An 11,645-nucleotide genomic window follows, 5' to 3' on the forward strand; every position below is an offset into this window, starting at 1 on the left:
CTCGAAGGTCACCCTCGGAATTCTTCTGGCTCAATCAGCCGAAAGTCAACATAGCCTTGGATTGTTTGATTCACCGACTCGACCCAGGGGACGGCGAGGGCACCGACGCAAGCCGCAGAAAGGCACCCGCACAAAAACAGGGGCGGCACTGCTCAGCTTCCGCAGGTACAGTGCGCAGATCAGCAGAACCCTCAGGGTGAGGCCCCGCACGTGTTGACCCAGACCACCTCCCGAGTGCTCGAACCGAGTGACCTGGAAGCGGCGCTCGCAGTTCTGGACCGCGAGCCCGTCGCGAACGCCTTCGTGACCTCGCGCGTCCAGATCGCCGGCCTCGACCCCTGGCGACTCGGCGGCGAGATGTGGGGCTTCTACGAGGACGGCATGCTGACGTCCCTCTGCTACGCGGGCGCCAACCTGGTCCCGATCTGCGCCACCCCCAAGGCCGTACGGTCCTTCGCGGACCGCGCCCGCCGGGCCGGCCGCCGCTGCTCCTCGATCGTCGGCCCCGCCGAAGCCGTCTCCCAGCTGTGGCGGCTCCTCGAACCGAGCTGGGGCCCGGCCCGCGAGGTCCGCTCGCGCCAGCCCCTCATGGTCGCGGACCGCATGCCGACCGACATCGCCCCGGATCCCTACGTCCGCCGCATCCGCAAGGACGAGATGGACACGATCATGCCGGCCTGCGTGGCGATGTTCACCGAGGAGGTCGGCGTCTCCCCGCTGGCCGGCGACGGCGGCCTCCTCTACCAGGCCCGGGTGGCCGAACTCGTAGGCGCGGGCCGCTCGTTCGCCCGCGTCGACGAACACGGCAAGGTCGTCTTCAAGGCCGAGATCGGCGCGGCGACCTCGCAGGCCTGCCAGATCCAGGGCGTGTGGGTGGCCCCGGAGTACCGGGGGAGAGGCGTGGCGGCCCCGGGCATGGCGGCGGTCCTGCGGTACGCCCTGGCGGACGTGGCCCCCCTGGTGAGCCTGTACGTGAACGACTTCAACACCCCGGCGAGGCGGACGTACCACCGCGTGGGCTTCCAGGAGATCGGCGCGTTCATGAGCGTCCTGTTCTAGTCACCGTCAGCCACTTGCAACCCGCACCAGGCAGATGACCGACGCCCCCCTGTACCCTCCCCGCATGGACCTCGTCATCGGCCCCCTCGACCTCCCGGCCCACGTCGACGAGGCCCTAGCCGTCCAGGCCCTGGCCTTCGGACTCGGCGCCGACGAAGTGGCGGTACGCCGCCAGATCGTCCTCCGCCACATGACCCACCCCGGCGCAAGGGCCCTCGGCGCGACCGTCGGACGACACCTCGTCGGGTTCGTGTACGGAATGCCCAACAACCGCGGCCACTGGTGGTCCACCGTCGTCGAGCCCTACCTCCACGAACAGGGCCACGACAACTGGCTCGACGACTCCTTCGTGATCACCGAACTGCACGTCCACCCGGGCCACCAGAACCGCGGCATCGGCCGCTCCCTGATCACCACGATCACCGACAGCGCCGCCGAACCCCGCTCGATCCTCTCCGCGATCGACACCGACAGCCCGGCCCGCGGCCTCTACCACTCCCTCGGCTACCAGGACCTGGCCCGCCGCGTCCTCTTCCCGAGCGCCCCGAAGCCGTACGCCGTCATGGGCGCCCCTCTCCCACTGCGCCGCCGCTAACCGATTTCCACCCCCACAGCGCGCCCGGCTAACCTCCTAGCCATCACCCTTTTCGGCAGGAGTACGAGAACCATGGCGAACGCACCGGTCCAGCGCATGTCCCAGTTGATGGCGAAGACGCTGCGCGACGACCCGGCGGACGCCGAGGTCCTCAGTCACAAGCTCCTCGTGCGGGCCGGCTACGTCCGCCGTACCGCGGCCGGCATCTGGTCCTGGCTGCCCCTGGGCAAGAAGGTGCTGTCCAACGTCGAGCGGATCGTCCGTGAGGAGATGGACGCGATCGGCGCCCAGGAGGTGCTGCTCCCCGCGATCCTGCCCCGCGAGCCCTACGAGGCGACCGGCCGCTGGCAGGAGTACGGCCCCGAGCTGTTCCGCCTCCAGGACCGCAAGGGCGGCGACTACCTGCTCGGCCCGACCCACGAGGAGATCTTCACCCTGCTGGTGAAGGACCAGGCGTCCTCCTACAAGGACCTGCCGGTCATCCTCTACCAGATCCAGAACAAGTACCGCGACGAGGCCCGCCCCCGCGCCGGCATCCTGCGCGGCCGCGAGTTCCTGATGAAGGACTCCTACTCCTTCGACACGGAGGACGAGGGCCTCGCCAAGTCCTACGCCCTGCACCGCGATGCCTACCAGCGGATTTTCGAGCGCCTCGGCCTCGACTACCGCATCTGCGCCGCCACCGCGGGCGCGATGGGCGGCTCCAAGTCGGAGGAGTTCCTCGCCCCCGCCGAGGCCGGCGAGGACACCTTCGCGGACTGCCCGAACTGCGACTTCGCGGCCAACACCGAAGCGATCTCGTACGAGTTGAAGCCCGTGGACGCCGCCGGCGTGCCCGCCCTCGAAGAGATCCCGACCCCCGACACCCCCACGATCGAGACCCTCGCGGCGCACCTCGGCGTCGAGGCCTCCGCCACCCTCAAGAACCTCCTGGTGAAGGTCGACGGCGAGATCGTCGCCGTCGGTGTGCCCGGTGACCGCGAGGTCGACCTGGACAAGGTCGAGGCCCACTTCGCCCCCGCCACCGTGGAGTTGGTGACGGCGGAGGACTTCACCGGCCGTCCCGACCTGGTGCGCGGTTACGTCGGTCCGCAGGGCCGGGGCGAGAAGGTCACGTACATCGCCGACCCGCGCGTGGCCCCCGGCACGTCCTGGATCACGGGCGCCAACAAGGAGCACACGCACGCCAAGAACGTCGTCGCCGGACGGGACTTCGAGGTCGACACGTACGTCGACGTCGTGGTCGTGCAGGAGGGCGACCCCTGCCCGAAGTGCGGCACGGGCCTCAAGCTCGACCGCGCCATCGAGATCGGCCACATCTTCCAGCTGGGCCGCAAGTACGCCGACGCCCTCAAGCTCGACGTCCTGGGCCAGCAGGGCAAGCCGGTCCGCGTCACCATGGGCTCCTACGGCATCGGCGTCTCCCGCGCGGTCGCGGCCCTCGCCGAGCAGACCGCCGACGAGCACGGCCTGGTCTGGCCCCGCGAGGTCGCCCCGGCCGACGTGCACGTCGTCGCGGCCGGCAAGGCCCTCCAGATCGAACTCGCCCTCGACGTCTCCGAGAAGCTGCGCGCGGCCGGCCTGCGCGTCCTGGTCGACGACCGGGCCGGCGTCTCGCCGGGCGTGAAGTTCACGGACGCCGAACTCATCGGCGTACCGCAGATTTTGGTGGCGGGCCGCCGGTCCGCCGAGGGCGTCCTGGAGCTCAAGGACCGCAAGTCCGGTGAGCGCGAGGAGCTGACGGTGGACGAGGCGATCGCCCGCCTCACCGTCTGACGCCCTGATTTAAGGCACCTCTCAGGGAGTTCTTCCGGGGCGTATGGGCGCCTCACAGACTTCTCTCAGGCAGTTCCCCGACCGTAGTGGGTGACACAGAGTCACCAGGGAGGGGAACGGCCATGAACAGCAGGGAACGAGGTGCCGCAGCCGCGGTCCGCAGAGGGGCCCGGCGCACGGCGGCGACAGCGGCGGCGGTCACCTTGGCGGCCGCCGCCGGGATGTTCGCGCTCATCGGCACGATGGACACGAACACGAGCGCGTCCTCGACGACCACGTCCACGAGCAGCGACAGCAGTAGCAGTAGCAGTACGACGGACTCGTCGACGTCGAGCAGCTCGTCCAACGGCGGTTCGTCGACGGACAGTTCATCGTCGTCCTCGTCGGACAGCGCGTCCTCCAGCGGTGGCCTCACCTCCTCCAGCGGCGGCTCCACCGACTCCACGTCGGGGGCGTCGTGATGACCACCGCCGAGCGCCTCGCTCCGCGCACCACGGCCGCCACCGAATGGCGTGCCCTCGGCACCCGCGTCCGCCTGGTCGTCACCGACCCGGCCCTGCTCGACTCCTGCAACCTGTTGCTCGCCCGGCACCTCGCCGAGGTGGACGCGGCCTGCAGCCGCTTCCGCGCCGACTCCGAACTCGCCGCCCTCGACACCACCGACGGCCGCCCGGTCCGGGTCAGCCCGCTGCTCGCCCAGGCCCTCGAAGTCGCCCTGCGCGCGGCCGAGTCGACCGACGGAACCGTCGATCCCACGGTCGGCTCGGCGATGGACGCGATCGGCTACGACCGCGACTTCACCCTCGTCCAGGAGGACGACCGACCGGTCCGGCTCACCGTCAAGCGGGCCCCGGGCTGGCGCACGGTCCGCCTGGACCGTACGACGGACACGGTCACCGTCCCGGCGGGCGTCCGGCTCGACCTGGGCGCGACCGCCAAGGCCTGGGCCGCCGACCGGGCCGCCACGATGCTCGCGGAGGCGGCCGGCTGCGGAGTGCTGGTGAGCCTCGGCGGCGACACGGCCGTCGCGGGTCAGGCCCCGGCGGACGGCTGGCAGATCCGCGTCCAGGACGTGACCGGAGCGGTCGACGAGACGCCCGCGCAAGGGCCGTACGCCACGGTCGGCCTGCACTCCGGCGGCCTCGCCACCTCGGGCACGGCCGCCCGCACCTGGCGCCGGAGCGGCCACGACCTTCACCACATCGTCGACCCCCGCACCGGCCTCCCGGTCCGCTCCCCGTGGCGCACGGTCTCGGTCGCCGCGACCACCTGCGCGGACGCGAACGCGGCGACCACGGCGGCCTTGGTGAAGGGCACGGACGCAGAGCGCTGGCTGACCCAACTGGGCCTGCCCGCACGGCTGGTGACACACAGCGGGGCGGTCGTCACCACACCCGGCTGGCCCACGAACCGTACCGACCTGGAGGCAGCCGCATGAGCTCCGAGATCCTCTGGTACGCCAACCGTGCCACCGGTGCCGTCTGCCTGGTCCTCTTCACGGTCGTCGTCCTGCTGGGCATCGCGGTCCGTCTGAGCACCCGGCTCCCTGGCCTGCCCCGCTTCGGCACGGTCTCCCTCCACCGCAGCCTCTCGCTCTCCGCGATGGCTTTCCTGGCCCTGCACATCGCGTTCGCGGTGATCGACAGCTACGTCGACATCACGGTCGTGGACGTCATCGTCCCGTTCGCCTCGAACTACCAGCCGCTGTGGCTGGGCCTCGGCACGGTCGCCCTCGACCTGATGCTCGCGGTCGTCATCACCAGCCTGCTCCGCGCCCGGATGGGCCACCGCGCCTGGCGCGCCGTGCACTGGCTCGCGTACGCCTCCTGGCCCGTCGCCCTGGTCCACGGCATCGGCATCGGCACGGACACCGGCGCCGACTGGATGACCTGGCTGACCGTCTCCTGCGTGGCCGCGGTCGTCGCCGCCGTCGGCATCCGCCTGGCGCACTCCGCCCGCGCCGCCCGCCGCACCCCCGCCGCGCTGCTGCGCACCGCCGAAGGAGCCCGCTCATGACCGCGACCTTCCCCGACCTGTACATGTCCCCGCGCCTGCTCGCCCCCGGCGGCACCCCGGCCGACCTCGCCACGCACCAACAGCGGTACGGGCCACTGGCGTACGGCGATCCGGACGGTGTCCTGCGCGCGGTCGCGGAGTCCGGGCTGACCGGGCGCGGGGGAGCGGCGTTCGCGGTGTACCGCAAGCTGGTCGCGGTCGCCGACGCGGGCCGCCGCACCGGCCGTGCCCCGGTGGTCGTCGCCAACGGCGCCGAGGGCGAGCCCGCCAGCCACAAGGACAAGACGCTGCTGCGCCTCTCGCCCCACCTGGTCCTGGACGGACTGCAGATCGCCGCGCAGGCGGTCGGCGCGGACGAGGCCCACCTCGCGGTCGAGGACGGCGCCTCCTACCTGGAGGCCGCGCTGGCCCGCCGTACCGACCCGCTCCGCGTCACCGTCGTACGCGTGCCCAAGCGGTTCGTGTCCGGGCAGTCCTCGGCGCTGGCCCAGTACCTCTCCGGGGCCGCCGCCCTGCCGGCCCACCAGGACCCGCCGGTGCGCGAACGCGGGGTGCGCCGGGCCCCCACCCTCGTCCAGAACGTCGAGACCCTGGCCCACCTCGCCCTGGTCGCCCGCTACGGCGCCGACTGGTTCCGCACCGCGGGCACCCCGACCCAACCCGGCAGCGCCCTGTGCACGGTTCACGTCCCCGGCCATCAAGTCCGGGTGGTGGAAGCCCCGTTCGGCATGCCACTGAGCCGCATCATCCCCATGGACGCCACCACATCCGCCATCCTCCTCGGCGGCTACCACGGCACCTGGATCCCGGCCCGCGAAGCAGCCCAACTCCCCCTGGACGCAACCACCATGGGCGCCGGCGTCCTGGCCGCCCTCCCCACCACCCACTGCGGCCTCACCGAAACCGCCCGAGTCCTGCGCTACTTGGCTCTCCAGTCAGCAGGCCAATGCGGCCCCTGCCTCAACGGCCTGCCCCGCATGGCCGCCGCGTTCCAGACCCTGGCCACCCCCGGCCCCCAAGGCACCGCCCGCACGGACATAGCCCGCTGGTCGGGCCTGGTCGAGGGCAGAGGCGCCTGCCACCACCCCGACGGCACGGTCCGCCTGGTCCGCAGCGCCTTGACGACCTTCGGCGCCGAACTGGACGCCCACGCAAGGGGTTTGTGCACAGCAACCGACCACACCCCCTTGCTGCCAGTCCCCCAGGAGAACTGACATGGACCAACACATCACGGTCGACTGGACGGCGTGCCAAGGCCACGGCCTGTGCGCCGAGTTGCTGCCCGACCACATCACCCTGGACGAATGGGGCTACCCGCTGGTGGAGGGGTCTCCTGTGCCGCCCCGCACGGCAAAGCGAGCGCAGAGGGCAGCGGCCGACTGCCCGGTCCTAGCCTTGAAATTGGCGATGAGGTGATGCCCTAAAGGGGCGCGGGGAACTGCGCGACCAGCCCCCACAAACCCGCAGTCAACGAACAACCTCTATAGCCAGCCCGCAAACTCCAGCAACAACTCAGCATCCTTCAACCGCCCCACCCGAAGCGCCCGCAGCCCCGACTCCACAGCCCGAAACAACGTCCACCCCCGCAACCGCTCCTGATCCACCTCCAACGACTCGGCAAGCCTCTTAACGCGCCGCCGAGTAGTCCCCGCCCCCGACGGCGAAGCAATCAGATCCTCCACCCGATCCCGAACCAACCGCGCAAGATCAAACGCACACTCACCCACCACCGGATCCGGCCCCACCGCCAACCAAGGAGACCGCTCACCCGCCAACACCTTGCTCTGCCGAAACGTCCCGTGCAGCAACCGAACCTCAGTCGGCGCAGCCAGCAACTCCTCCCGAGCCACCAGCGCCGCATCGACCAGCGAGACAACCTCCCCGCCGGCCCCTGCCCTCATCGCCTCGGCCTGCCGCCCGGTCCGCTCGGCCACGGTCTCAAACACATGCCCACCCGGCGGCTCGACCCAGAGCCGCCGCAACACCCCCGCCGCCTCAAGCAACGCCTTCGCCTCCGGCAACGACCGCACGGAAACATCGGGGTGCAGCCGCTCCAGCAACAGCACCCCCTCACCCCCGACCTCAGCCCCGTCCAGCAGCTGCACAGCCCCCCGCCCACCCCAGTGCGCCAGCGCAACCCGCTCGCTCTCCGGCCGAGCCCGAGGCGGCGCCAGCTTGAGCACCGCCTGCGTCCCGTCGGCCCGCCGCACCAGCACCACCAGGCTGCTGCGCCCACCGGGCACCTGCACCCGCTCCAGCGTCAACTCGCGTAGAGCGACGGCCTGTTGCGCCGCCGCGGGCAGCTTCTCCAACCAGCCGTCACCGTCCGGTGCCGTCTCACCGAGCGCCCTCACCAGACGCCGCGGCGGTTCGAAAGCCATACGCGAGCAGTTCCCTTCCCTTACGCATTACCCAGCGGGCGTTGCCGCGGGCGTTACCGCGGGCGCCGCCGAGGCCGAGGCGTCGGATGCCCGTTCGGCAAGCCCAGGGAAGGCTACGCTCTCGCCGCGCCACCGCACCGCCCGCACTGCCGCGTCCCGCACCGCCCCGGCGGCCGTCCGCCGCCGCTCGCCGTCGGTCGCCCGCACCAGGTCGGAGTACACCCCGGCCACCCGGTCCTCCAGCTCCGCGGCGAGCCGCACGGCCGAGGGCGAGTCCGTCACCGGGAACGGCAGCGCGTACGCCGCCGACGCCACGACCGGCGTACCGCCCAGGTCCCGCACCTCCCGCGCCAGCGCGTCCCGCCGGGCCCGATGGGCGTCGTACGCCGACCGGGCCTCGGTCTGACGCCCCTCGCGGATCCGGCCGCCGACGACCCCGTACCCGTAGACCGCCGCGTGCTCCGCCGCGAGTGCAGCCTGGTAGGCCGCGAGCTCCGCCTTCGCCGCCTTCTTCTCGTCGTCGCTCACCGGGCGCCCTCCGTCAGCAGATACGCGTGTGCCGCCCCGGCCGCCGCCACCGAGGCCAGCAGCCTGGCGGGTTCCCCGGGTACGTCGAGCAGTGCCGTCGTGCGCCGGTCGGCGAGCGCCCGCTCGGCGGCGGCCAGCTCGACGAGGGCGTCCCGCTCGGTCCCGGGAACGGCCGTACCGGACGGCGAGGCCGAGGGAGACGCCGTGCCCGTACCCGTGCTCTCCTCGCTCCCCGCGTTCGCCCTGCTCGGCCCGTCCGCCGAACCCCCGAACGCCACCGCGTGCCGCACGACCTCCGCCCGCAGCGGTGCCAGCCGCTCCGCGAGCGCCGGATACGCGGCGATCACCGCGTCGTAGCGCTCCGCGAGACCGGAGCTGTCCCGGGCCGCACGCGCGCGTACCCGTGCGGTCGCGGACATGCTGCCGCTGGTGTTCTCCTCGTCCCCGCCGGACCCGGAGGAGCAGCCCGCGAGCAGGGCGGCGCCGGTGGCCGAGGCGAGGAGGGTTCTTCTGCGCGGACCCGAGGGGGTGCGCGCTGGCGGGGGGTACGGCACGGCAGTCGTCCTCGAAGGCTCGTACGAATCCGCGGGCGGGAAGGGCGGCCCGCAGGTGATCACCGTACCCGCGCCCCCGCCCGGTGCCCCTCACCGGCACCGCCCGTGTGTACGAGGGCCGTCGTTGCTCCGTACGTGGACGGCAACACACCCCGCGACCGGATACCCTTTGACCAGACACGCGACCTTCCCACAACAGCACACGCGGCCGAGGAGTCACCCGGATGAGCACCACCCAGAGCGAGAGGCTGCGAGAGCTCCTGGAGCCGCTCGTCAACTCCCAGGGACTGGATCTCGAAGAGATCGCGGTGGACTCCGTCGGACGCAAGCGTGTGCTGAGTGTCGTCGTCGACTCCGACACCGGGGCGGACCTGGACCAGATCGCCGATGTGAGCCGCGCGCTCTCGGCGAAGCTCGACGAGACGGACGCGATGGGCGCGGGCGAGTACACGCTCGAGGTCGGCACCCCGGGCGCCGAGCGCCTCCTGAAGGAACACCGCCACTATGTGCGCGCCGTGGGGCGGCTGGTGAAGTTCCAGCCGGTCGAGGGCGACGAACTGGTCGCGAGGATCCTGGCGGTCGACGACGAGGGCCTCGACCTCGAAGTGCCCGGCGTGAAGGGCCGCAAGCCCACCAGCCGCAGACTCGCCTTCGCCGACATCGACAAGGCGCGCGTGCAGGTCGAGTTCAACCGCAAGGACAGCGACAAGTCCGACGAGAAGGAAGAAGAGGAGGCGTAGCCATGGACATCGACATGAGTGCCCTGCGGGGCTTGGTACGGGAGAAGGAGATCTCCTTCCCCCTGCTGGTCGAGGCGATCGAGTCGGCCCTCCTCATCGCCTACCACCGGACCGAGGGAAGCCGCCGCCACGCGCGCGTGGAGCTCAACCGCGAGACCGGTCACGTCACGGTGTGGGCGAAGGAGGACCCCGAGGACCTGGAGGAGGGGCAGGAGGCGCGCGAGTTCGACGACACCCCGTCCGACTTCGGCCGTATCGCCGCCACCACCGCCAAGCAGGTCATCCTGCAGCGGCTGCGCGACGCCGAGGACGACGCGACGCTCGGCGAGTACGCGGGCCGGCAGGGCGACATCGTCACCGGCGTGGTCCAGCAGGGCCGCGACCCGAAGAACGTACTGGTGGACATCGGCAGGCTGGAGGCCATCCTGCCCGTCCAGGAGCAGGTGCCCGGCGAGACGTACCAGCACGGCATGCGCCTGCGGTCGTACGTCGTCCGTGTGGCGAAGGGTGTCCGCGGTCCGTCCGTGACCCTCTCCCGTACGCACCCGGACCTGGTGAAGAAGCTCTTCGCGCTGGAGGTGCCGGAGATCGCCGACGGGTCCGTCGAGATCTCCGCGATCGCCCGCGAGGCCGGCCACCGCACCAAGATCGCCGTCCGCTCCACCCGTTCCGGGCTCAACGCCAAGGGCGCGTGCATCGGCCCCATGGGCGGCCGAGTCCGCAATGTGATGGGCGAACTGAACGGCGAGAAGATCGACATCGTCGACTGGTCGGACGACCCGGCCGAGATGGTCGCCAACGCGCTCTCCCCGGCCCGGGTCTCCAAGGTCGAGGTGGTGGACCTCGCGGCCCGCTCCGCGCGCGTGACGGTGCCGGACTACCAGCTGTCGCTGGCCATCGGCAAGGAGGGCCAGAACGCCCGCCTCGCGGCCCGGCTGACCGGCTGGCGGATCGACATCCGGCCCGACACCGAGCAGCCCGAGGAATAGATCTGAGCCGTCGCTGGCTGAGATCACGACAACAACCGTTCGATTCTTGCCCCAAAGGGGTGAGGTCGGTGCGGGGAGGTAGACTTAAGAGTGTCTGGCCGGACGCGAGCCCGCGCATGCCCTGAGCGCACCTGTGTGGGGTGCCGGGAGCGAGCGGCCAAGAAGGACTTGCTGCGCATCGTGGCGGTCGAGGGCGAGTGCGTCCCCGATCATCGCGGTACGCTGCCCGGCCGGGGTGCTTATGTGCACCCCGCCCTGGTCTGTCTCGACCTGGCGGTACGTCGCCGGGCGTTCACACGGGCGCTGCGCGCCCCGGGAGCGCTCGACACAAAGACGTTGCGCTTCTACGTCGAGCAGGCAACACCGTAAGAGCGAGTCGTACGGAACCTCCGTGCGGCCCGGTATTCCGCGAGTTGGAAGTAGGTCGAGATTGCGATGAGCACTCGATGAGCACGCGATGAGTACGCCCATGAAGTAGCGACGGTCCGGACGCACCCGGACCTAAAAGGAGCGAAGTGGCTAAGGTCCGGGTATACGAACTCGCCAAGGAGTTCGGGGTGGAGAGCAAGGTCGTCATGGCCAAGCTCCAAGAACTCGGTGAATTCGTCCGTTCGGCGTCTTCGACCATCGAAGCGCCCGTCGTCCGTAAGTTGACGGACGCCCTCAATCAGGGCAACGGAGGCGGCAAGCCCGCTTCCGCGCGTAAGGCTGCCCCGGCGAAGCCGGGCGCCCCCTCTCCGGCGCAGGCTGCCCGTCCGGCCGCCCCGCGCCCGCCGGCCCCGAAGCCGGCCGTCGCCGAGCGGCCCGCGGCTCCCGCCGCGCCGGCCTCCTCCGGCACTCGTCCCACTCCGGGCCCCAAGCCCGCGCCGCGACCGGCTCCGGCCTCTCCGGCGCCCACGGCGCCCGAGTTCACCGCGCCCCCGGCGGCTCCCGCCGCCCCGGCTCTCCGAAGGCGACCGCGTATCCCGACGCCGTAGACATTCGCATGTGCGGCAAAAAACCTGAGT

The 11,645-nt window shown here is 71.4% G+C and carries 15 protein-coding genes; 11 read left to right on the forward strand and 4 right to left on the reverse strand.

From position 1 onward, the window contains the following. Positions 1–210: 210 nt before the first annotated feature. The 3 genes from ACWDR3_RS45245 to ACWDR3_RS45255 all read left to right on the forward strand — a co-directional run bounded on the left by ACWDR3_RS45245 (position 211) and on the right by ACWDR3_RS45255 (position 3,430). Positions 211–1,059 carry a GNAT family N-acetyltransferase gene (locus ACWDR3_RS45245; RefSeq protein ID WP_402350621.1) on the forward strand — a complete coding sequence of 283 codons (849 nt, stop codon included), beginning with the start codon at positions 211–213 and terminating at the stop codon, positions 1,057–1,059. A gap of 64 nt (positions 1,060–1,123) precedes the next feature. Beyond that, a complete protein-coding gene (locus ACWDR3_RS45250; RefSeq protein WP_450358537.1) occupies positions 1,124–1,654 on the forward strand; it encodes a GNAT family N-acetyltransferase in 531 nt (176 codons plus the stop codon). Between the two features lie 72 nt (positions 1,655–1,726). Beyond that, a complete protein-coding gene (locus ACWDR3_RS45255; RefSeq protein WP_450358538.1) occupies positions 1,727–3,430 on the forward strand; it encodes a proline--tRNA ligase in 1,704 nt (567 codons plus the stop codon). A 52-nt stretch (positions 3,431–3,482) separates the two neighbouring features. On the opposite strand, the gene ACWDR3_RS45260 is transcribed toward ACWDR3_RS45255, so the two are convergent. Further along, a complete protein-coding gene (locus ACWDR3_RS45260; protein WP_450358539.1) occupies positions 3,483–3,875 on the reverse strand; it encodes a hypothetical protein in 393 nt (130 codons plus the stop codon). 15 nt (positions 3,876–3,890) lie between these two features. On the opposite strand from ACWDR3_RS45260, the gene ACWDR3_RS45265 reads away from it, so the two are divergent. The 4 genes from ACWDR3_RS45265 to ACWDR3_RS45280 are packed head-to-tail and all read left to right on the forward strand — an operon-like array spanning position 3,891 to position 6,862. After that, positions 3,891–4,868: an FAD:protein FMN transferase gene (locus ACWDR3_RS45265; protein WP_450358540.1), complete on the forward strand. Its 978-nt coding sequence runs from the start codon at positions 3,891–3,893 to the stop codon at positions 4,866–4,868. Beyond that, entirely contained in the window at positions 4,865–5,446 is a 582-nt protein-coding gene (locus ACWDR3_RS45270; RefSeq protein WP_450358541.1) for a ferric reductase-like transmembrane domain-containing protein, read from the forward strand. Before ACWDR3_RS45265 ends, ACWDR3_RS45270 begins: the two co-directional genes overlap by 4 nt. Continuing rightward, positions 5,443–6,660: an NADH-ubiquinone oxidoreductase-F iron-sulfur binding region domain-containing protein gene (locus tag ACWDR3_RS45275; RefSeq protein WP_450358542.1), complete on the forward strand. Its 1,218-nt coding sequence runs from the start codon at positions 5,443–5,445 to the stop codon at positions 6,658–6,660. Before ACWDR3_RS45270 ends, ACWDR3_RS45275 begins: the two co-directional genes overlap by 4 nt. A gap of 1 nt (position 6,661) precedes the next feature. Next, entirely contained in the window at positions 6,662–6,862 is a 201-nt protein-coding gene (locus tag ACWDR3_RS45280; protein WP_450358543.1) for a ferredoxin, read from the forward strand. 65 nt (positions 6,863–6,927) lie between these two features. Here the strand turns inward: ACWDR3_RS45280 and ACWDR3_RS45285 are convergent, their stop codons facing one another. The 3 genes from ACWDR3_RS45285 to ACWDR3_RS45295 are packed head-to-tail and all read right to left on the reverse strand — an operon-like array spanning position 6,928 to position 8,909. Then, complete coding sequence (locus ACWDR3_RS45285) at positions 6,928–7,827, reverse strand: aminoglycoside phosphotransferase family protein (protein WP_450358544.1); 900 nt, start codon at positions 7,825–7,827, stop codon at positions 6,928–6,930. 27 nt (positions 7,828–7,854) lie between these two features. Further along, positions 7,855–8,355, reverse strand: coding sequence for a ferritin-like domain-containing protein (locus ACWDR3_RS45290; protein WP_450358545.1), 501 nt, complete (start codon positions 8,353–8,355; stop codon positions 7,855–7,857). Beyond that, a complete protein-coding gene (locus ACWDR3_RS45295; protein WP_450358546.1) occupies positions 8,352–8,909 on the reverse strand; it encodes a hypothetical protein in 558 nt (185 codons plus the stop codon). The genes ACWDR3_RS45290 and ACWDR3_RS45295 overlap by 4 nt, the downstream gene beginning before the upstream one ends. 224 nt (positions 8,910–9,133) lie before the next feature. Between ACWDR3_RS45295 and rimP the strand changes: the two genes are divergently transcribed. From rimP to ACWDR3_RS45315, 4 genes are all read left to right on the forward strand, one after another. Beyond that, a complete protein-coding gene (gene rimP, locus ACWDR3_RS45300; protein ID WP_450358547.1) occupies positions 9,134–9,649 on the forward strand; it encodes a ribosome maturation factor RimP in 516 nt (171 codons plus the stop codon). 2 nt (positions 9,650–9,651) lie between these two features. Continuing rightward, positions 9,652–10,638 carry a transcription termination factor NusA gene (gene nusA / locus ACWDR3_RS45305; RefSeq protein WP_450358548.1) on the forward strand — a complete coding sequence of 329 codons (987 nt, stop codon included), beginning with the start codon at positions 9,652–9,654 and terminating at the stop codon, positions 10,636–10,638. 90 nt (positions 10,639–10,728) lie between these two features. After that, a complete protein-coding gene (locus ACWDR3_RS45310) occupies positions 10,729–11,007 on the forward strand; it encodes a YlxR family protein (RefSeq protein WP_450358549.1) in 279 nt (92 codons plus the stop codon). Between the two features lie 146 nt (positions 11,008–11,153). Continuing rightward, entirely contained in the window at positions 11,154–11,615 is a 462-nt protein-coding gene (locus ACWDR3_RS45315) for a translation initiation factor IF-2 N-terminal domain-containing protein (RefSeq protein WP_450358550.1), read from the forward strand. Positions 11,616–11,645: the final 30 nt, after the last annotated feature.

The sequence above is a fragment of the Streptomyces sp. NPDC001002 genome (assembly GCF_053599215.1).

Excerpts from the sequence above, each read along its gene's own strand:
- ACWDR3_RS45250 (WP_450358537.1), top strand. The coding sequence starts at position 1,124 with ATGGACCTCGTCATCGGCCCCCTCGACCTCCCGGCCCACGTCGACGAG.
- ACWDR3_RS45255 (WP_450358538.1), top strand. The coding sequence starts at position 1,727 with ATGGCGAACGCACCGGTCCAGCGCATGTCCCAGTTGATGGCGAAGACG.
- ACWDR3_RS45265 (WP_450358540.1), top strand. The coding sequence starts at position 3,891 with ATGACCACCGCCGAGCGCCTCGCTCCGCGCACCACGGCCGCCACCGAA.
- ACWDR3_RS45270 (WP_450358541.1), top strand. The coding sequence starts at position 4,865 with ATGAGCTCCGAGATCCTCTGGTACGCCAACCGTGCCACCGGTGCCGTC.
- ACWDR3_RS45275 (WP_450358542.1), top strand. The coding sequence starts at position 5,443 with ATGACCGCGACCTTCCCCGACCTGTACATGTCCCCGCGCCTGCTCGCC.
- ACWDR3_RS45280 (WP_450358543.1), top strand. The coding sequence starts at position 6,662 with ATGGACCAACACATCACGGTCGACTGGACGGCGTGCCAAGGCCACGGC.
- ACWDR3_RS45285 (WP_450358544.1), bottom strand. The coding sequence starts at position 7,827 with ATGGCTTTCGAACCGCCGCGGCGTCTGGTGAGGGCGCTCGGTGAGACG.
- rimP (WP_450358547.1), top strand. The coding sequence starts at position 9,134 with ATGAGCACCACCCAGAGCGAGAGGCTGCGAGAGCTCCTGGAGCCGCTC.
- nusA (WP_450358548.1), top strand. The coding sequence starts at position 9,652 with ATGGACATCGACATGAGTGCCCTGCGGGGCTTGGTACGGGAGAAGGAG.